This is a genomic window from Hymenobacter sp. CRA2 (genome assembly GCF_002007105.1).
Taxonomy (GTDB): domain Bacteria; phylum Bacteroidota; class Bacteroidia; order Cytophagales; family Hymenobacteraceae; genus Solirubrum.
Genome location: NZ_MVBC01000024.1, coordinates 13262 through 33403 on the forward strand (window position 1 = coordinate 13262; position 20142 = coordinate 33403).

12 protein-coding genes and 1 tRNA gene are annotated in these 20142 nt (G+C 62.8%); 10 read left to right on the plus strand and 3 right to left on the minus strand.

Annotation, left to right across the window (positions count from 1 at the left end; translation table 11 throughout):
• The first annotated feature begins 15 nt into the window (after positions 1–15).
• Both B0919_RS23725 and B0919_RS23730 read left to right on the plus strand, forming a co-directional pair.
• The gene (locus B0919_RS23725) at positions 16–945 is read left to right on the plus strand and encodes an ABC transporter ATP-binding protein (protein ID WP_078014797.1); all 930 of its coding nucleotides are present in this window, start codon (positions 16–18) and stop codon (positions 943–945) included.
• Complete coding sequence (locus B0919_RS23730; protein WP_078014798.1) at positions 942–4565, plus strand: ABC transporter permease/M1 family aminopeptidase; 3624 nt, start codon at positions 942–944, stop codon at positions 4563–4565. Before B0919_RS23725 ends, B0919_RS23730 begins: the two co-directional genes overlap by 4 nt.
• A 454-nt stretch (positions 4566–5019) precedes the next feature.
• Here the strand turns inward: B0919_RS23730 and B0919_RS23735 are convergent, their stop codons facing one another.
• Entirely contained in the window at positions 5020–5883 is an 864-nt protein-coding gene (locus tag B0919_RS23735; protein ID WP_078014799.1) for an SDR family oxidoreductase, read from the minus strand.
• A 272-nt stretch (positions 5884–6155) separates the two neighbouring features.
• On the opposite strand from B0919_RS23735, the gene B0919_RS23740 reads away from it, so the two are divergent.
• The gene (locus tag B0919_RS23740) at positions 6156–6572 is read left to right on the plus strand and encodes a winged helix-turn-helix transcriptional regulator (RefSeq protein ID WP_078014800.1); all 417 of its coding nucleotides are present in this window, start codon (positions 6156–6158) and stop codon (positions 6570–6572) included.
• Positions 6573–6670: 98 nt separating this feature from the next.
• Here the strand turns inward: B0919_RS23740 and B0919_RS23745 are convergent.
• Positions 6671–6743 (minus strand) — tRNA-Lys (locus tag B0919_RS23745).
• A gap of 198 nt (positions 6744–6941) precedes the next feature.
• On the opposite strand from B0919_RS23745, the gene B0919_RS23750 reads away from it, so the two are divergent.
• Entirely contained in the window at positions 6942–7535 is a 594-nt protein-coding gene (locus B0919_RS23750) for an SH3 domain-containing protein (RefSeq protein WP_078014801.1), read from the plus strand.
• Positions 7536–7538: 3 nt separating this feature from the next.
• Here the strand turns inward: B0919_RS23750 and B0919_RS23755 are convergent, their stop codons facing one another.
• Entirely contained in the window at positions 7539–8348 is an 810-nt protein-coding gene (locus B0919_RS23755) for an SDR family oxidoreductase (protein ID WP_078014802.1), read from the minus strand.
• 359 nt (positions 8349–8707) lie between these two features.
• Between B0919_RS23755 and B0919_RS26000 the strand changes: the two genes are divergently transcribed.
• From B0919_RS26000 to B0919_RS23780, 6 genes are all read left to right on the plus strand, one after another.
• Positions 8708–10789: a GEVED domain-containing protein gene (locus B0919_RS26000; protein WP_176133201.1), complete on the plus strand. Its 2082-nt coding sequence runs from the start codon at positions 8708–8710 to the stop codon at positions 10787–10789.
• A gap of 81 nt (positions 10790–10870) precedes the next feature.
• Positions 10871–15046 carry a gliding motility-associated C-terminal domain-containing protein gene (locus B0919_RS23765; RefSeq protein WP_078014804.1) on the plus strand — a complete coding sequence of 1392 codons (4176 nt, stop codon included), beginning with the start codon at positions 10871–10873 and terminating at the stop codon, positions 15044–15046.
• Positions 15047–15139: 93 nt separating this feature from the next.
• Positions 15140–17497 (plus strand): erythromycin esterase family protein, encoded by a 2358-nt coding sequence (locus tag B0919_RS23770; protein WP_078014805.1) that lies wholly within the window; start codon positions 15140–15142, stop codon positions 17495–17497.
• 238 nt (positions 17498–17735) lie between these two features.
• Positions 17736–19148, plus strand: coding sequence for a 23S rRNA (uracil(1939)-C(5))-methyltransferase RlmD (rlmD, locus tag B0919_RS23775; RefSeq protein ID WP_078014806.1), 1413 nt, complete (start codon positions 17736–17738; stop codon positions 19146–19148).
• Positions 19149–19270: 122 nt separating this feature from the next.
• The gene (locus B0919_RS24960) at positions 19271–19606 is read left to right on the plus strand and encodes a hypothetical protein (protein ID WP_139362358.1); all 336 of its coding nucleotides are present in this window, start codon (positions 19271–19273) and stop codon (positions 19604–19606) included.
• Positions 19607–19624: 18 nt separating this feature from the next.
• Positions 19625–20017 carry a DUF4288 domain-containing protein gene (locus B0919_RS23780; protein ID WP_078014807.1) on the plus strand — a complete coding sequence of 131 codons (393 nt, stop codon included), beginning with the start codon at positions 19625–19627 and terminating at the stop codon, positions 20015–20017.
• The last annotated feature ends 125 nt before the right edge of the window (positions 20018–20142 follow it).

The window sequence follows — 20142 nt, forward strand, 5'->3', positions numbered from 1 at the left end:
AGCAAATCAGCTAATATGGGAAAGCACCCGCTCAGCCTCGCCATCCGCAACGTCTCCAAAAGGTATGCGAATGGCGTGCAGGCATTGGATAATGTGTCGCTGGATATTCCGCCGGGCATGTATGGGCTGCTCGGCCCCAACGGCGCCGGCAAATCAACCCTCATGCGCACGCTTGCCACACTGCAGGAGCCGGATGCCGGGCAGGTATTTCTGGGAGACATCGATGTGGTGCACCAGAAGGAAGCGGTGCGCGAGACGCTGGGCTACCTGCCCCAGGAGTTCGGGGTGTACCCCAAAGCCAGTGCGGAGGAACTGCTCGATTACTTCGCGGTGCTCAAGGGCATTACCAACCGGGCGGTGCGCCGAGAAACCATCGAGGCGTTGCTCAAGCAAACCAATCTGTGGGACAAGCGCCGGCAGAAGCTGGGCGGCTTCTCGGGCGGTATGAAGCAGCGCTTCGGAGTAGCGGTGGCCTTGCTGGGCAACCCTCAGCTGCTGATTGTGGACGAGCCCACGGCGGGCCTGGACCCGGCCGAGCGGGTGCGCTTCCTCAACCTGCTCAGCGCATTGGGGGAAAACAGCGTGGTCATTCTCTCCACCCACATCGTGGCGGATGTGGCCGAATTGTGCACCCACATGGCCATCATCAACCAGGGGCGGATTCTGCTGGAGGCCGCGCCGCTGGAAGCAGTTGCCGCCCTGCAGGGCCGGATCTGGCGCAAACTAACTGACAAACAGACCCTGCCGGCGCTGGAGCAGGAGCACCGCGTCATTTCGGCCAAGCTGCTCAGTGGCCGCACCCTGGTGCATGTCTACAGCCCGGAAATGCCCGGCAACGGGTTTGAACCGGTGGAGCCCGACCTGGAGGATGTCTATTTCAGCGCTCTGACGGGCTGCTTAGGCCCGGCCGCTCAGCAGCCGAAAGCAGAGGAGGTAGCGCTATGAAGTTCCAACGGATTTTTGCGCTGGAGTTTCGCTACCAGCTTCGCCAAGCCACTACCTGGCTTTACTTCGGGGCCTTGCTGCTCTTCGCTTTCCTGGTTGTCGTTGCCAATTATGCCTCCGACGCGCGGGACGGATACTTTTTACTCAACGCGCCCATCGTCCTGGCAGCCGTTACGGCCATCTGCAGCGTGAAGTGGCTGCTGATCGGCGCCTCCGTGGCGGGCGACGCGGCGGCGCGTGATGCGCAGACGCGCATGTATTTGCTCACCTACACCGCCCCCACCAGCAAAGCCGCCTACCTGGGCGGACGCTTTCTGGCCGCCTTCGCCCTGAGCGTGCTCGTGCTGCTCGCCATTCCGGCGGGCTTGCTGCTGGGCGTGCACTGCAGCGGCATGGAGGCCGAATTGCTGGGGCCGTTCCGAGCGGCGGCTTACCTGACCACCTTCGGCTTTATCGCCGTGCCCAACGCCTTTTTCGCCACGGCCATTCAGTTCTCGCTGGCCGCGCTCAGCCGCCGGGCCCTGGGCAGTTACCTGGCCGGAGCGGCCCTGTTCGCGGCCGCCTACACCATCTGGCCGCTGCTGCCGGATGTGGGGCAGTGGGGAAACCTGGCGGACCCGATGAGTTTCGGGCCCATCCTGGGTCATCTGTCAAATGACTGGAGCCCCCTGGAGAAAAATACGCGCCTGCTGCTGCTGGAAGGGCCTTTCCTCACCAACCGCCTCCTGTGGATGGGCATTTCGCTGGGCGTGCTGGCATTTACCTATTCCCGTTTTCAGTTCTCGCTACCCGAAGCGCGCCCAAAAGCGCAGACTGCTACCCAGCCCGAATCAGCTGGAATAGCCCGGGGGGGCCTGAATTGGGTAGCCACGGGCACGCTGCCGCAGGCCAGGGGCACGTATGGCCTAGCCACGCAGCTGCACCAGTTGCGCCGTATCACCTGGGAAGCCTTTCTGCCGCTCGCCAAAAGCAAGGCTGGCCTGCCCCTGCTGGCGGTCCTGGCCCTGCTGGTAGGGTTGACCATACCCGCCAACCTCGAGGGCCGCGGCACGCCCCTGCTGCCCCGCACCGACTTTGTCCTGAACTATCTGACCGGGCCCCTTACGCAGCCGGAGAGGTTCTGGCCTATTATCGTCCTGCTCACCATTTTCTACGCCGGAGAGCTGGTGTGGCGCGACCGGGAAACCGGCCTGAGCGACATTGCCAACACGACGCCGGTGCCGGAATGGGTACTGCTGCTGAGCCGGTTTCTGGCCCTGTCCTTGGTGCTGGTGGTGTGGCAGGCCCTGCTGATGACGGCCGGACTGGTGGCCCAGGCGGTCCTGGGCGGAGCAAAGCTGGAAATGGGGCTGTACGTGGCCGTGCTGTTCGGGCTGCAGCTGGTTGATTGCCTGCTTTTTGCCCTGCTGGCCCTCATGGTGCACGTGCTGGTGAATCAGAAGTTTGTGGGGCATCTGGTGGCGCTGCTGACCTACGGCTGCATCGTCTTTGCGCCTACCCTGGGCCTAGAGCATCAGCTGCTCATCTTCGGCGCCAGCCCCTCCTGGACGTACACCGATATGGCCGGCTTCGGCCCGACGCTGGTGCCCTGGCTGTGGTTCAAAGGCTACTGGGCGGCCTGGGCGCTGCTGCTGGCGGTAGTGACGGTGCCGTTCTGGGTGCGGGGCCGGGAAGGAAACGTTGTTGCCCGGCTTCAGCTGGCCCGGCGGCGCTTCACGGGTTCGGCGGCCCGGGTAGCGGCGGTGGCGGCAGGCGGCATGCTGGGGTTCGGCAGCTTTATCTTCTACAACACCAACGTGCTGCACGACTACATCAACACCTCCGCCGCTACGGCGCAGCGGGCGGCCTACGAGCAGCGTTTCCATCGATACCAGAACCTACCCCAGCCCCTGCTGACCGGCGTAAAACTCCGGGTAGAAATGTATCCCCGGCAGCGGGAAGTAGCGATACAAGGCACATACCTGCTGGTAAACGACCAGCAAGAACCCATCGACTCGGTTCTGCTGGCGTCCGGGGCCGCCGACGTGGAGACCACCGCGATTCGCTTCAACCAGCCAGCCAGGGAAGTGCTCGTGGACGAGGACCTGGGCCAGCGCCTGTACGCCCTGGCCAGGCCCTTGCTTCCCGGCGATTCGCTGCGCCTGAGCTTTCAGGTAACGCACAAAGCGCAGGGCTTTACCAACAACGGAGCCGAGGTGCAGATCCTGAAGAATGGCAGCAGCTTCCGGAACATGGAGTGGCTGCCGGCCATCGGGTACCAGCCGTTCCGGGAGCTGGACGAGGCCGGTGCCCGCAAAGCGTACGGCCTGGCCGCCCGGCCCGCCACGGCCTCGCTCTACGACGTGGCCGCCCGCCGGTACGCCTCCTTTCCCGAGCAGATCCGCTTTGAGGCCGTAGTGGGGACGGATGCCGACCAGATAGTGGTGGCGCCGGGCACCTTACGCCGCACCTGGACTAAAGCGGGCCGCCGCTACTTCCATTACGCCACGGATGCGCCGATCCGCAATGAATATGCCTTCTTTTCGGCCGACTACGCGGTGCAGGAGGGTAAATGGCGCAACCCATCAGCCGGCTCGGAGCAGGAGGTTGCCATCCAGATTTTCTATCCCCCGGGGCTGACGGAAAACCCGGCGCGGATGGTCCGAAGCGCCCAGGCTTCGCTGGACTATTACACCCGGCAGTTTGGGCCCTACCCGCACCGCCAACTCCGCTTTGTGACCCACGCCGGGTACAATTTCGGGCACCACGCCGCGCCCATTGATATTACAGCGGAGGAGGGCTTTTTTCTCCTGAACCCGAAAGCTGATAAGCGCGGCTTTGACCTGGTGACGGCCGTGGTAGCCCACGAGGTAGCGCACCAGTGGTGGGGCAACCAACTCAAACAAGCTTATGTGGAGGGAGCAGGCCTGATTTCCGAAAGCTTGGCGTGGTACTCGGCCATGGGCGTGCTGGAGGACAAATATGGCCCTGAGCACCTCGAGCGGCTGCTGAGCTTCCTGCGAGAAGAAAACGAAACCCCGCGCAGCCGCGCCGCCTTGCCGCTGCTGCAGGCCAACGACTTCTACCAGAACTACCGCAAAGGTCCCCTGGCGCTGTATACGCTAAGTCAATACATGGGCCGGGACCGGGTAGACGCAGCGCTCCGGCAGTTGCTGGCTAAGCACCGCCCCGGCACGCTTCCCTACCCCACGTCGCTGGATCTTTACCAGGAACTGCAGGCCGCGACGCCGGATTCGCTCCAACCACTGCTGCACGACTTGTTCAAGGCCAACACCTTTTGGGAGCTGGCTACGGAAACCGCCACCGCCAAACCGCTCAAAGGAGGCACCTGGCAGCTGACGCTCACGCTGCGGGCCAACAAACTAGTAGTGGATAGCGCCGGCACCGAGTCGAAACGACCGATGCAGGAGTGGGTGGAAGTCGGCGTCTTCGCCCCCGCCGAAGCCGGACAGGAGGTTGGGAAGCAGCTCTACCTACAAAAGCACCTCATCAAATCCGGCCAGCAGACTATCCTGTTGACGTTACCTATCCGGCCCGCTAAAGTTGGTTTTGATCCACGTAATTTATTGATTGACTGGGAGCAAAATAACAACTACAAACTGGTAAAGGTCGAAAACTAGACCGTTACCAGGTTTTCATCCTGTGGAGCGTGTCGGGGAGTTAGGCAGGGCGTAAACAGCAATGACCTGCGCCAAAAACTGTCGAGCCGCCCACCTTCGGCCCTTGACTTTGTGCCCGTAGCCCAGCTAGGTCGTCGAGCGCACCTTTGCCTGGCCAGGGCAGGCTGTGTGTTGCCCAGAATGGTAAGCAGCCTACCTCGACCCCGAACCGGCGTGAACGATGCAAGAGCGGGTACGATTCCGAACAACGATTCCGGTACGCACGGATGCCCGGCGAGGTAAGCGACAACGGCTGTTTACCTCGCCGGGCTTAGTGCTTGCGCAAACGAGCGGTCCGCAGGCAGCCTGCTTCGTCGCGCATCTGGATCAGGTACAGGCTTGGGCCTACTTCTTTCAGGTCGAACGGCTAGCCGGTAAGGCCCGTTTTTCTGGTATAGGTTGCTGCTACGAGCGGTCAGGCACCCGGGAAATACGTCGTTTTCAGGTACTCCCGTAGCGAAGTTGGCTTGCGGCCCAGCAGCCGTTCGACGGTATCGTGTGTACCAGCCAGTATGCCGTGCTGGGCAGCGGCTCCCCACTGGGCCAGGAAGTTGGCGACGACTTCGGGAATGCCGGCGGCTACTTTCTGCGCGATGTAGGGCGCCAGCTCGCTGCTTTTGTACACGATGGGCCGGCCCGCCAACGTGGACAATTCCCGGGCGATGTCGCGAAACGAATAGGCTTCGCTCCCGGTCAGGGTATACGCTTGGTTGTCATGCCCTTCGCTGGTCAGCAGGGCGGCCGTGGCGGCGGCCAGGTCAGTTCGCTTAACAAACGCAATCTTGCCTTCGCCCGCCGGGAAACGTATCTCCGCGTCCGGCACCTCGCTCCCGATCAGGTACGCCAGGCCTTCGAAGTAGAAGCCGTTGTGGAGAATGGTGTAGACTAGCCCGGACGCTTTGAGGTAGGCCTCCGTGGCCAAGTCGCTTTCCGTGACCTCCGGCAGCACAAAGTTGGAGTTGCGCTGAATGCTGGTGTAGAACAGGTGCTTCACCCCGGCTTCCTTCGCGGCGTCGATGACGTTGCGGTGCTGGCTCACCCGGTCGGTAAAGGCCACGGCAGAAACCAGCAGCACCTTCTCGACGCCTCGAAAGGCCTGCACCAGCGCCAGGTAGTCAAAATAGTCGGCTTGCCGCACGTCTACGCCCCGCTGCACGAGGTCTTTGGCTTTGCTGACGTCGCGCACCAGGGCGGCAATTTCCGTGGCCGGGGTGGTCGTGAGCAAGCAGTCGATGGTTTCGTGGCCTAACCCACCGGTAGCTCCAGTTACTAGAATCATGCTAAACAGAAATTAAAACCACTCCTACGTGGTCGGCAAAAGGCGATGTGGTGAGAAGATGGCTGGGCGGCCCTAGCCTTGCAGAAGAGTGCTGCGCCAGCAGCAAAAGGCGGTACTCAAGGTGTTGTTAACTAAGCCGGTTTCCCGGCTTAGTTGAGCCGGACGGGCTCCCAGTTATGGCAGAGGCAAAAACCACGTATATTTACTTGCTTTTTGCAAGTACAAAGATCAAATAAAACACTTGCAAAAAGCAAGTAAAAGTAACTTTTTTTATGAAGGAGCTAAAACAGCGTTCTACTTGCCCCATCAGCACGTCGCTCGACGTGCTAGGGGACAAATGGACCCTGCTGATTTTGCGGGACATGGTATTCGCTGGCAAGTCTACCTATGGGCAATTCCTGCAGTCGGCAGAAAAAATGGCGACCAACATCTTGGCCGACCGCCTGGCGGGCCTTGAGGCGCAGGGAATCTTATCCAAGGCCGTTGCCGCCGATAAGAAGTCAAAGTTCACCTACCGCCTGACGGAAAAAGGCGTGGATATCGTCCCCATCTTGGTAGAGCTCATCCTGTGGGGAGCCAAGCATTGCCCCACCATCATTGACCCTAGCTTGCTGGCAGAACTCCAGACGGGGAAAGGCGCAGCTATTGAGAAGTACCAACGGCTCGCCCGCGAACAGGCCCTGGCGTAAACTAGAACAAATAGTCGCCTTCCAACAGCAATTTAGTGGCCCTTTCCATAGCCACTAAAGAAAAACCCCTGCTTGCAGCTTGCAAACAGGGGTTTCAGTGATTCCGCTGGGATTCGAACCCAGGACCCGTACATTAAAAGTGTACTGCTCTACCAGCTGAGCTACAGAATCGTTTTCTTTGTGGTCGGCAACCTGTTGTTGTCGATTGTGGCACAAAAGTAGCGGGCCTCTCCTTCAATGCCAAACTTCCTGGCGAAAAAAATTGCATTTACCTTTGTGCTGGCGGGCCTGCTTCCCCAACTCACTCAGGCTCAACCCCATTTTTCCTTAGCTGCGCGGGCCGATTCCTCATTTGCAGCTGGGCAGCCTATGCAGGCGTACCAGTTGTACCGGCAAATGCTGCGTCAGCGCGTCGTCAGCCGCCAGCAGCTGCTGCGTATGGCGGCCGTGCAGGAAAGCCGCGACCAGTATCCGGCGGCCTTGTATTACCTCAATCTGTACCAGGTGTACTACCCCAGCGCCCCCGTCTGGCAGAAGATGACGGAACTGGCCGCTACGCACCGCCTGACGGGCTACCCGGATACGTGGCGGCAGCAACTGGCCCTGTTGCTGCGGCGCTACTACCCCAGTCTATTACAGGCTTCGCTGGCCCTGGCGGTGGCGGCGGGCACCCTGCTGCTGCTGCGGCGTCGTGGCACGGCGCGGGGCTGGTGGCTGGTGTACGGGATTTACCTGGTGTTCATCGGGGCACTGCTAAACGTACTCAATCCCGCCACGGCCGGCTTGGTCTGCCGGCCGCGCGCCGCGCTGATGAGCGCGCCCAGCGCGGCCGGCAGCTGGCTTACGACCGTAGCCGCCGGCGACCGGCTCTTGGTGCAGGGTCGGCAGGATATCTGGTACCAGGTGCGGTGGCGCGGCCGCACGGCCTACATCCGCCAGCACGATCTGCTGGTGGTGGAGTAGCGCCTAGCGCACCGGCGAGTTCTTTTCCTTCTTGAACTCGTTGAGCACCAACCGGTCCATAATGCTGGCAGGCAACCATTTGCTCAGGAAAACGGTCAGCTTGCCTTTGCCGGTGAGTACCAGCGTGGCCGAACGCTGCTGCACGGCCCGCAAAATGTGCTGAGCCACTTCCTCGCTGCTCATCATGCTGCTCTCGTCGCGCGGCGATTCGCCCTGCTGCGAGCCGTCGGCGGCCAGGGCCGTGTTGCGGATGTTGGAGGCGGTGAAGCCCGGGCAGGCGGTCAGTACGTGCACGCCCTGGGGCTGCAGCTCGGTACGCAGCGTTTCGAGGAAGCCGTTCATGGCGAACTTCGACGCTGAGTAGCCCGTGCGACCGGGCAGGCCTCGGTAGCCCGCAATGCTGGAAATCCCCACGATGCTGCCTTTGCTGCTAAGCACGTGCGGCAGAGCGTATTTGGTGGTGTATACCGTCCCGAAAAAGTTGGTTTGCATCAGCCGCCGGATAACGTCCAGCGAGGCTTCGGCAAACAACGCCCGCATGGAAATGCCCGCGTTGTTGATCAGCACATCCAGGCGGCCAAAAGCCTGCACAGTTTCCTCGACGGCGCGCTGGCAGTCGGCCTCCTCCCCTACGTCGGCGCGGATGGCCAAGGTACTGATGCCCTGCGCCGTGAGTTGCTCGTGGCTTTGCTGCAGCCGCGCGGCATCGCGGCCGGTAATGGCCACCTGGGCGCCGGCCCGGCCAAATACCTCGGCGCAGGCCAGGCCAATGCCCGAAGTACCGCCGGTGATAAGAACTACTTTCCCTCTCATAGTACGAAACACGCCGCGGCAGTTTCTACCCGCTGCGGGGCGGCAAAGCTACGGGCTTTTCGGGCAGCTGAAATGAGGTTACATACTTGGTCGACAAATGACGGGAGGCCGTCGATTTTTGGCCACCAAAGTTGGACTGTCCCTATGAAAGCGTTGTATTAAGTCGTTACATTTAAGGCTGTAGAAACTCCCATTTTCAGGGCTACTTTATGCATAAACATGTACACCTGCGACGTCTGACGTCCTTTTTATTAGCCTCGGTTTTGGGACTATCGGCACAGGCAGCGCTAGCCCAGTGCCCTGCAGCCACGAGCAGTTGCACCCCGGGCTCGGCACCCAGTTCTTCGTATTCGTTTGGTATGGGGATTTTCAACGTGACGTTGGGCTCCATCAACAATACCACCCCGGGCGTGCAGGACGGCTTCCGTGACTATGCCTGCTCGGTAGGCACCGCGCTAACCATCGGGCAGGATTACCCCATCCAGGTGCGTACCAACGCCGCGGCTGACGAGAACGTGCGGGTGTGGATTGACCTGAACAACGACGGCCAGTTCAACCCAAACCCGGTGAGCAGCGGCGGCGAGCTGGTAATGAGTTCGACGGGGCGCGGCACGCAGGCGGGCACGGTACGCATCGGGGCCGGCGCCACCACGGGCGTAGCCCTGCGCATGCGCGTCTCGGCCGACTACACCAACGCGCCGGTGCCCGGCCCGTGCACCACGCCGCAATACTCGCAGGTGGAGGACTACCGCGTGACGCTGCAGAGCCCCACGCAAGCCCCAACGGCCAACTTTACGGTGGACCAGACGGTGACCTGCTCGGGCTGCGTGCAGTTTACCGACCAAAGCCAGAACGGCCCGACCAGCTGGCTGTGGAATTTTGGCGACGGCACGACCTCGACTCAGCAGAACCCGCGCCACTGCTATACCACGGCCGGCACCTTCACGGTGACGCTGACGGCGACCAACAGCGTGGGCAACAACGTAGCAACTCGTCCCAATTACATCACTTACAACAGCCAGGTGCCCACGGCGGCCAGCTGCGCCCCGCAAACCACGGCTTACTGCTGCGGCTACGGCATTACGCAGGTGCAACTGGGCACGCTCACCTATCCCTCGGCCAACGGCCAGGCCGGCTATCAGGACTTTACCTGCACGGGCCGCGTATCGTTGGTGGAAGGCAACCGCTACCCCATCAGCATCATTACCGGCGTGAACAACCAGGACACGCAGGTGTGGCTGGACCTGAACAACGACGGGCAGTTTACCAGCAACGAACTGCTGCTGACGACCCTGAATCGGGCCTCGCCCGTCACGGGTACCCTGACCATTCCGGGCACGGCCCTGAAAAACGTGCCGCTGCGTCTGCGCATCGTCTCTGATTATGTGGGCGCTACCCTGGGCGCGTGTGCGGCCCTGCAGTTTGGGCAAGCCGAAGACTACAGCGTGACGGTGCTGCCCAACACGCAGCCGCCGGTGACGGACTTCACCTCCGACTATACCACCACCTGCAGCAACCCGGTGACCTTCAGCGACCAAAGCCAGAACGCCCCGACCGGCTGGCTGTGGGACTTTGGCGACGGCACGACTTCGACCCAGCAGAATCCGACGCACACCTACGCGGCGTCGGGCGTGTACACCGTCTCGCTGCGGGCCAGCAACGCGTACGGCTCGACGGCAACGACCAAACAGGCGTACATCGCCGTATCGGTGCCCTGCCTGCAGTACTGCGCCTCGACGGGCACCAACCAGAACGCGTGGATTTCCGGCGTCGTCGTGAACGGCAGCTCCCTGGCGACGCCCTTTACCAATACCTCGGCGGCCGATGCCAACGGCTACGGCAACTACACCAACCGCATTTTGGAGCTAAAAACCGGGGTAAACTACACCATCAGCGTGGCCATCCCCGTCAACTTCACGCGCACCACCAGCGTGTGGATTGACTACAACCGCAACGGCGTGTTTGAAGCGGCGGAGCTGCTGATGAACAGCACTACCGCGGCCACGGCCACCGGCACCTTTGCCGTCCCGACGCTAGCCACCACGGTGGGCTTTACGCGCATGCGCATCGTCATGCGCCTGAACGGCAACGTGGCCAACCCCTGCGTGAGCAATCAGCTCAACGCCGAAACGGAAGACTACTCGGTGACTATCAGCCGCCCCCTGGCCACGGCCAACAGCCGGGAGTTGGCCGGGCTAACGGTGTACCCGAACCCGACGCCCGACGGGCAGCTGCGCCTGCAATTGCCGGCCGGGCCGGCTGGTTCCTACCAGGTGACGGTGGAAAACCTGCTGGGCGCCGTGCTGCGCCGGAGCCAGGTGCGGCTGAGCCCGGCCACTGACGCCAGCCTGGACTTGCCGGATCTGGCCCGGGGCGTGTACGTGCTCCGGCTGGTGGGCCCGGGCGGGGTGCAGGCCACGCGCCGCATTGTGCGCCAATAACGCTTAGGTGGGGCCGGATGCCGCCCCGCTTTTCGGCTGACCGGCCAGTCAGCCTCTTCTCTGAATCTCTACTTTCCTTTTATGCTCAAACTTTTATTCCGCTTTACGGCGCTCTGGGTGCTGCTGGCCCTGCTCAGCCCGGGCGCAGCCCAGGCCACTCACCTGCTGGGCGGCGAAATGAACTACCGCTACCTCGACGCCAACGGGCCGGCCGCCGCGCCTTTCCGCTACCAGATAACCGTGGTGGTGTACGTGAATACCAACAGCGGCGCCACGCCCAACGGCCAGGGCCGCCCCGACGTGGACGTATGGTTTTACAACAAGTCGCAGAACGGGGCGCGCATTCCGCTGACGACCATCAACACCCCGACGCCGTCGACAACCGGCAACCTGCGTATTCCGCGCACCAGCTTCGCCTACATCACGCCCCCCACGCCCGGTGGCTGCTCTATTCCGGGGGGCAACGTGCCGGTGACGCTGGCCAAGTACACCACTATCGTAAACCTGCCTCTCTCGTTTGATGGCTACTACGCCGTGTACACCGATAACGCCCGCAATAACGACGTCAACAACATCAACAACCCGGGCCTGACGAACATGACGCTGTACACGGAAATGGCGCCGCCGCTGATTCCGAACGTGTCGCCCGTCTTTTCCGATACGGCCGTGGTGGTGGTGTGCCAGGGAGACACCAGCATCGTCATCAACAACGCCTTCGACGCCGACGGCGACCGGCTGATTTATACGTTTGGCACTCCGTACCAGGGCTCGCCGACGACGGCACCGTTTGCCCCGCCGCCCGCGCCGATTACCTACGCGCCGGGCTTTAGCCTGATTTTTCCGTTTGGCCCGGGCACCGGCAGTTACGCCTCGCTCAATGCCAGCACGGGCATTGCCCGGTACTCGGCGCCTTCCATCGGCAAGTACGTGGTGGCCGTCGACGTGAAGGAGTACCGCCGCATCAACGGCGCCGAAGTGCTGGTGGGCACCACCCGCCGCGACGTGCAGTTGGTGTCGCGCACGTGTACGCCGAACATCAGTCCGCAGTTTACCGCCGCCACGCTTTCGCAGCGCACGTTTACGGTGCAGGAAGGACAGACGCTCTCCTTCAGCATCGCCGCCACCGACGCCGACCGGAACCCCATCAACCTACGAGCTAACAGTGCCCTGCTCGACGGCCCCGGCAACTTCAACGCCACGTTTGCGGGTCAAGCCGGCGTCCTCTCCAGCACCGGCACGGGCACCGTCACCATCACCGGCACGGCAGGTAGCGCCAACGGGCAGTTTGTCTTCACCCCGCGCTGCGGCGACGGGCGGGCCACTCCCTACGACGTAGCCGTGACGGCCACCGACGTGGCCTGCGGCGCCAAAACGGTGGCCGAAGTATTTCAGATCCTCGTGACCCGGGCCCCAGCACCCACGGCCCTGGCCGGGGATACGGTTATCTGCGACGCCTCCCAGATTCGCACGTACACGGCCTCGGGCCCGGCGCCGGCCGGCGGCTACAGCTGGAGCGTACGCGGGGGCACCATTCAGGGAGCCAGCAACGGCTCCTCGGTGCAGGTGCTCTGGGCCGGCCCGGGACAGGGCCGCGTGACGGTGCGCAACGTATCAGCTTTCGGCTGCCAGAGCGACTCGGTGAGCCGTACCATCAGCCTGCGCCCGGGCAGTAACCTGGCCGCCACGGCTTCGGTCGGCGCCATCTGCCTGGGGCAGTCGGTCACCCTTACGGCGACGGGGGGCACCACCTACACCTGGACGGGCGGCACCCTGCCGCCGACTACCGGGCCGAGCATTACCGTCTCGCCCGCCCAGACCACTACGTACTCCGTCACGTCCAGCGACGGGGTATGCACCACTACCCGCACCGTCACGGTGACGGTGAACCCGCTGGCGCAGGCCAGTGCCGGCAACAATATAGCCATCTGCCCCGGCGAGCCGACGCAGATCGGCACGGCCGCTTTGGCGGGGTACAGCTATCAGTGGAGCCCGGCCACGGGCCTGAGCAGCGCTACGGCGGCCCAGCCCACCGTCACGCTCACCAACTCCAGCACCACGGCGTCGCTGACGCAGCAGTACGTCCTGACGGCCACGACCGCCCAAGGCTGTCAGGCGCGGGATACGATAGTGGTTACCGTTCGGCCCACGGCCGACGTGCGGGCCGGCGCCGACGCAACGGTGTGCTCGGGCCAGGTCACCCGAATTGGCACGGCCGCTTTGGCGGGGTACAGCTATCAGTGGAGCCCGGCCACGGGCCTGAGCAGCGCTACGGCGGCCCAGCCCACGGTCAGGCTTATCAACACGACCAGCGCGCCCATTATCCAGCAGTACATCCTCACAGCCCGCACACCGCAGGGCTGCTCGTGGCCCGATACCGTGCAGGTGGTGGTAAACCCACGGCCGTTGGCCGACACCATTCAAGGTTCGGCTTCGGTGTGCCCCACGGTGCAGGGCGTGGCGTATTCCATTCGCCGTCCGCGCGGTGCAGCCTACCAGTGGCTGGTGAGCGGCGGCAGCATTGCCAGCGGGCAGGGCACGGCCGCCATTACCGTGAACTGGGGCTCGGCCAGCAACGCCGCCAGCATCCGGGCCTTCCGCATCGACCCCACCACGGGCTGCTCCTCTGACACAACCGTCTTCCCGGTGCGCATCAACCAAGTGCTGGCCACCCAGCGCCCGACGGGCCCGCTGCGCGTGTGCCAGAACAGCGGTGCGCAGACGTATCAGATTCCGACGCCGACCAACGGCTCGACCTACGGCTGGCAGATCATCGGCGGCACGCAGGTAAGCACTACGGGCGGCTCGGTGAGCGTGAACTGGACCACGACCGGCATCGGCAAAATCGTAGCCACGGAATCGAGCAACCCCGCCGGCGGCCGCTGCCTCGGCACCTCCGATACCCTGTACGTGACGGTGCTGCCCACGCCGGTAGCCCAGCAGATCAGCGGGCCGATGCGCTACTGCGCCAGCGCGCCGGGCACGTTTTCGGTGCCGAATACCGCCGGCTCCACCTACCGCTGGATGCTCAACGGCACGGCCGTGCCCAACGCCACGGCCGGCAGCCTGACGCTGACCAGCCTGACCGCCGGCACTTACACCCTGGCGGCCACGGAAACCAACGCCGCGGGCTGCGCCGGTCCCGCCGCGACGCGCCAGTTCACCGTTGACCCGCTGCCCGTAGCGCCCACGGTGGCCGGACCGCGGAGCATTTGCCCCGAAGGCCTCAGCGGCGTGAGCTACACCATTAATGGGGCCAGCGCCAGCAGCTCGTACCAGTGGACGGTGACGGGCGGCACCGTCGTGAGCGGGCAGAACACCGGCCGCGTGCAAATCAACTTCTCGCCCACGGCCACGGCCCGCAGCCTCGTGGTGACGGAAACCTCGCCGTTTGGCTGCGCGGGGCCGGCAACAAGCATTACGCTGCCCCTCGATAACGCCACAGTAGCCCTGCGCACGGCCTCGGTGGACCTGAGCAGCGACCAGAAAATCACGCTGGCCCTGAACGTGGCCGACCGCGCCAACAACGCCAACCAGGTGCGCATTATGCGCCGCGCGGCCGGTAGCACCGGCGCCTTCGCCCAGGTAGCCACCGTGGTCAACAGCGCCGCTACCTACGACGACACCAGTGTGGACGCCGACGCCTCGGCCTACGAGTACCGCCTCGACCTGCTCAACAGCTGCGGCACGGTGCTCAGCAGCACCAACCACACCACCGTGCGCCTGGAAGTCACCGGCTCGCAGCTGGGCCAGGGCCGCCGGGAAGGTACCGTGGACCTGCGCTGGAGTGCCTACCAGGGCTTCCCGGTGAGCCGCTACGAGGTGTACCGCACGGCCGACAACGGCACCGCGGAGCTGGTGGCTACGGTGCCGGCCGGTGCCAGCGCCACCTACAGCACCAGCTTTGCCAGCAGCGCCGCCGGCTTCGACCAGAGCTTCCGCATCAAGGTGGTGAGCACCATAGCGGGCGTACAGTCGTGGTCGAACGAAGCCGGGCAGCGCTTTGCCAACCCGCTGGAGTTCTACAACGTGATGACGCCCAACGGCGACGGGCTCAACGACGTGTTCTACATCCGCAACGTGCAGCTTTACCCCGGCAACACCATGGCCATTTACAACCGCTGGGGCCGCGAGCTGTACCGCACCAAAGACTACCGCAACACCTGGCAGGGCGACGCCCAACCGGCTGGCACTTACTACTTCCTGTTTACAGATGCCGCCGGCAAGACCACCAAAGGCTGGTTTGAAATCGTGAAGTAAGCGCCGCGTACGATTCCGGCAAAACGGCCGTTCGGAGCATATCCGGGCGGCCGTTTTCCGTTACCTTCCGGCTGCTTTATTCCCCTTGATATTATGCGTTTTCTATCCATTCTGGCCCTGATGCTGGGCAGCCTGACGGCCCACGGGCAGGTTATCCTCAACCTCGATTTCGAGCCCGAAGCCAACGGCCACCGGCCCCTGCTGCTCTGGGCCCGCCGCCAGCACCCCGACGATTTGCTCATCCGCCTCGACACCACTAGCCGAGCCCAGCACGGCCGCGGCAGCTTGCTGATTGACGCCTCGCGGGCGGAGGAGCCAGAAGGCACTTACGTCTCGGCCTCGTTTCCCGTCACCGACTCGCTGCGCGGGCAAATCGTCACGTTCACCGTCTGGATCCGGACGGAGGAGTTTGTGGGCCAAGCCTGGCTTAGCGGGTATTCCGGCCGCATCAACGAGACGCTTTCGAACAATAATACCCGCAACGACGCGGCCTCGGTAGCGCCTACGGCCGATTGGCAGCAGCTCCGGGTGCAGGTGCCCGTGAGCCGGGAAGCGGAGTCTTTATCGGTTTCGCTGCACGTCAACGGGCGCGGCCGCCTCTGGACCGACAACTTCCAGCTGCAGCAGCACGGCCGGCTTTACGTCGATGCGCCCTTGCCCGGTACTGAGCCCTTACTACTGCCACCCGGTACGCCCCTACCCGATTGGGACTTCGAGCGCCGTGGCCCAGCCGAAGTGCGCGGCCCCCAAGCCTGGCCCCGCCGCTGGCAGCCCGACTCAACTGTGGTGCAGCACGGCCGGCGCAGCCTGCGCGTGCCCGCTACCGGCCCCGAAGCTATGCCGGTGTACCTGGGCGTGGTTCCGCTCGACTCCTTGCAGGACAAAACGCTGACCATCCGCGGGTACGTGCGTTACGAAACGGCCGCCAACGCGCCGGCGCAACTGCAATACCGCCTCATCAGCAACAGCGACCGGCACACGTTTCCCTACGACCGGTTCAAGTGGAAAAACACGTTGATAACGGTACCTCTACCTGCCTCCACCAGCCCCGCCAGCTGGCAGCGCTTCGAGCTTAAAATCCCTATTTCCGATAAGTATAACCACTCCGAACTAGCCCTGCTGCTGCAACCCGGCGCGGGCGCCGTGTGGCTCGACCACGTGGAGCTGCTCGTCAATGGCCACGGCTTTACGCCGGTGGCTCCGCCTACGCCGGGCCTGCCCACGGCTGCCGAGCTGGCCTGGCTGCGCAAAGCCGCCGCCCCGCTGCGCACCACCGCTCCCGACGGCGGTGACCAGAAAGACCTGGCGGCTTTCGGGCAGCTGGTGGGCACGAGCAAAATCATTGGGCTGGGCGAAGTCACGCTGGGCTCGCACGAGCAGATGCAGCTCAAGCACCGCCTGTTTCGCTACCTGGTGGAGCAAAAAGGCGTGCGCCTGCTGGCCCTCGAAGCCGACCTGGGCCCCTGCCTGGCCCTGAACGACTACTTGCAAACCGGCCAGGGCGACCCTAAAGCCCTGGTGGCCGAGCTGCCCACCTGGGACACGGCCGAAATGCTGGCCCTGGTGCAGTGGATGCGCAGCTACAACCAGCGCGCCACCGGCGCCAAGCTGCAGCTGTTGGGCCTCGACATCCGCGAAGCGCCGGAGAGCCTGCGTTACCTGCGCCAGCACTTGCCCGCCGGCTCCTCTTACCGCGCCGATAAACTAAGCGAGCTGCAGCGCCGGCTGCGGGAGCTGGAAGCCGCCGACCTCCGCCTGAACCTGCTGAAAAAGCCCGACGACACCTCGCCCCTACTGACCGATGTGCGCCGGCTGCTGGCCGAGCTGCGCGCCGCCTATGATGTACCAGCCAAGCTTTCCAGCCAGTACCACCCGTTGCCCAACGAGGCAGCGGTATTGCCCCAGCTGCTGCGGGCCGCCGAGCAGTACAGTCTCTATCACGCCCTGCCTGGGGGCCTCAGCCCGTCGTACCGCTACGCCTGCCTGGCCGAAAACCTGCAGTGGGCGCGGGCGCAGGCCTCGGGCGGCAAAGCCGTGGTGTGGTCGCACAACGAAACCCTCTCCACTTACAACCGCGACGACGAAACCCTGGGCATGCAGCTGCGCCGCCAGTACGGCCCCGACTACCTGGCCGTGGGGCTGGTCTTCCACGAAGGCTCGTTCCGCGCTCTGCGTTCCGACGACCCACCCGCGTTTATCACGGCCACGGCGGCGCCGTCAGCCGTTGGCAGCTACGAGCATTATTTTCGGGCCGCTGCCCTGCCCACGGCCCTACTCGACGTGCGCACGCCTGACCTGATGCCCGGCACGCAGTGGCTGTTCGAAAACCTGCTGCTGCGCGAAGGTGCCCTGAAAGCTTACGCGCAGCCCTTCAGCCGCCACAGTCTCCGCCGCGAATTCGACGCGCTGCTGTACGTGCCCAAGTCGACGCCGGCACAGGCGGTGCGGTAAGTCCTGGCCTGCCCGCTGCGCTGCCCCTTGCCACTTCTCTATCAGCTACACCTCCCGAGGGAAGAGAAACACCTCTCGACTAATCGAAAACACCCTCCAAGTAAGATGAAACACTCTCCCACCAAAGCAAAACCCCACAAACCGCTATTTGGGCTATACCTCGCTCCATCCACAAAATCCGTGAAATCCGAAAAATCAGTCTAAATCCGTGGTCTATCTTTGTAAGGTGAATCCTGTGATGCCCAATCCAAAGAAAATCCCGGCGGAAGACCTCCGCAACGTGGAGATACAAGACATGGTGGCCGAAGGCAAGTGCCTGGTGCGCCACAACAACCTCGTCATTTTCGTGTCGGGCGTGGCCCCCGGCGACGTGGTGGACCTGCGCGTGACCAAGTCCAAGAAGAGCTACCTCGAAGCCGAGCCGGTGTTCTTCCACAAGTACAGCGACCTGCGCGTACAGCCCTTCTGCCAGCATTTTGGCACCTGCGGCGGCTGCAAGTGGCAGCACCTGGCCTACGAAACCCAGCTGATGTACAAGCAGCAGCAGGTGAACGACACGCTGCAGCGCATCGGCAAGGTGGAGCTGCCCGAAATCCTGCCCATCATGGGCGCGCCGCAGACGACCTACTACCGCAACAAGCTGGAGTACACCTTCAGCTACCAGGGCTGGCTGACGGCGGAGCAGATCAAGGACGAAACCAAGCAGTACGACCGCCGCGTGCTGGGCTACCACCTGCCCGGCCGCTTCGATAAGATCATCGACATCGAGCACTGCTGGCTGCAGCCCGACCCGTCGAACCAGATTCGCCTGGCCTTCCGCGACTACGCCCGCGAAAACCAGCTGCGCTTCGGCAACATCATCAAGCACACCGGGCTGCTACGCACGCTCACCATCCGCACGGCCATCAGCACCGGCGAGGTGATGGTGGTGGCGCAGTTCTACCGCCAGCACCAGCTCATCCCCACGATTCTGGACTACCTGCTGGAGCAGTTCCCCAGCATCACGTCGATGAACTACGTGCTCAACGACAAGGGCAACGACTCGCTCGACGGGCTGGAAGTGGTGTGCTACAAGGGCCTTCCCTACATCCACGAGGAAATGGAAGGGCTGCGCTTCCGCGTGGGACCGAAGTCGTTTTACCAGACCAACTCGGCCCAGGCCTACGAGCTCTACAAGGTGGCCCGCGAGTTTGCCGGCCTCACCGGCTCGGAGCTGGTGTACGACCTGTACACCGGTGCCGGCACCATTGCCAACTTCGTGGCCCGGCAGGCCCGCGAGGTTATCGGCGTGGAGTACGTGGCGCAGGCCATCGAAGACGCCAAGCTGAACTCGCAGATCAACGGCGTGCAGAACACCAAGTTCTACGCCGGCGACATGAAGGACGTGCTCACCAAGGACTTCACCGACCAGCACGGCCGCCCCGACGTCATCATCACCGACCCGCCCCGCGCCGGCATGCACCCCGACGTGGTACAGCGCCTCATCGAGCTGCGCGCCCCGCGCGTGGTGTATGTGAGCTGCAACCCCGCCACCCAGGCCCGCGACCTGGAGCTGCTCGCCGACACCTACCGCGTGACGCGCGTGCAGCCGGTGGACATGTTCCCGCACACCCACCACGTGGAAAACGTGGTGCTGCTGGAGCTGAAGTAGCGGTTGTAGCTGAAACCGGCCGTCATGCTGAGCCCCGCCGAAGCATCTCTACCGAACGACTCAACGAAGCGGTAGAGATGCTTCGGCGGGGCTCAGCATGACGTTCTAATTTTTCATCCGTAATGAGCCTTTCAGACAAGCGTTACAACGGTGAATGGGTGCGCATTCCGAATCGTGGCAACTCAGAAATCAATTATTTGATTGATAACGTCGAAGTAGCCCGAAAGGGGAAAGGCAATTTTTCTCGTTTACGCTATTCTGAAGTCTATCCGGATTCTTCCCATGTTCACTGCGAAATCTGCTGGATGACCATTGCCAATGGTAATTCAAATGATATCGAAACTGGCGGCTATTACGCAAATGAAACGTGGGTTTGCGACCAATGCTTTCATATATTCATCGAGCCAGAGGATTATATGCGCGTAGTTGACACCTTCGAAAGAATACCGAAGCCCTAACCACCAATATTTTTTACTATGGACCGGCCTGGCACAAGCAATTCAGAAGAGAAGAAATGGTTTGGTGTACGAATCATTAATCAATACACAATCTCCGGCGAACCGAACCCATCAGCTATTGATGCATTTTATGAAGCTGATTACGCTGCGTATGAAGAAAGTATCATTATAGTTCACGCCGTTTCCTTTGATGAGGCCTATGCCATAGCCGAGCAAATAGGTCGTCAAAACGAATCGACTTACTTGAACCGCTACCACCAAACCGTCAAGAAGTCTTACTTCGACTCTATTGATTGTTTCTGGTTGCCGGATTCGACAATAGAATCCGGAACGGAAGTCTATTCGAATATCATAAGCACCAATCGGAGCATAACCACAGAGGCATTTATAGCAGATTCACAGACAATGTAGCTGCTGGCGCTCCGCGTACGTAAGCGGCTGTATGCAAGCATACTCGATGGATTTGCGTCAGCGCGTGGCGCAGGCGCTGGCCGAGCCGGGCGCCCGGCAGGCCCAAGTGGCCGCGCGCTTTTGCG

What these genes read in the sequence shown, in the direction of transcription:
- B0919_RS23765 (WP_078014804.1), top strand. Translation starts at nt 10,871, where the DNA reads ATGCTCAAACTTTTATTCCGCTTTACGGCGCTCTGGGTGCTGCTGGCC.
- B0919_RS23780 (WP_078014807.1), top strand. Translation starts at nt 19,625, where the DNA reads ATGGACCGGCCTGGCACAAGCAATTCAGAAGAGAAGAAATGGTTTGGT.
- B0919_RS23755 (WP_078014802.1), bottom strand. Translation starts at nt 8,348, where the DNA reads ATGAGAGGGAAAGTAGTTCTTATCACCGGCGGTACTTCGGGCATTGGC.
- B0919_RS23750 (WP_078014801.1), top strand. Translation starts at nt 6,942, where the DNA reads ATGCAGGCGTACCAGTTGTACCGGCAAATGCTGCGTCAGCGCGTCGTC.
- B0919_RS24960 (WP_139362358.1), top strand. Translation starts at nt 19,271, where the DNA reads ATGAGCCTTTCAGACAAGCGTTACAACGGTGAATGGGTGCGCATTCCG.
- B0919_RS26000 (WP_176133201.1), top strand. Translation starts at nt 8,708, where the DNA reads ATGGGGATTTTCAACGTGACGTTGGGCTCCATCAACAATACCACCCCG.
- B0919_RS23725 (WP_078014797.1), top strand. Translation starts at nt 16, where the DNA reads ATGGGAAAGCACCCGCTCAGCCTCGCCATCCGCAACGTCTCCAAAAGG.
- B0919_RS23740 (WP_078014800.1), top strand. Translation starts at nt 6,156, where the DNA reads ATGAAGGAGCTAAAACAGCGTTCTACTTGCCCCATCAGCACGTCGCTC.
- B0919_RS23735 (WP_078014799.1), bottom strand. Translation starts at nt 5,883, where the DNA reads ATGATTCTAGTAACTGGAGCTACCGGTGGGTTAGGCCACGAAACCATC.
- B0919_RS23730 (WP_078014798.1), top strand. Translation starts at nt 942, where the DNA reads ATGAAGTTCCAACGGATTTTTGCGCTGGAGTTTCGCTACCAGCTTCGC.
- rlmD (WP_078014806.1), top strand. Translation starts at nt 17,736, where the DNA reads ATGCCCAATCCAAAGAAAATCCCGGCGGAAGACCTCCGCAACGTGGAG.
- B0919_RS23770 (WP_078014805.1), top strand. Translation starts at nt 15,140, where the DNA reads ATGCGTTTTCTATCCATTCTGGCCCTGATGCTGGGCAGCCTGACGGCC.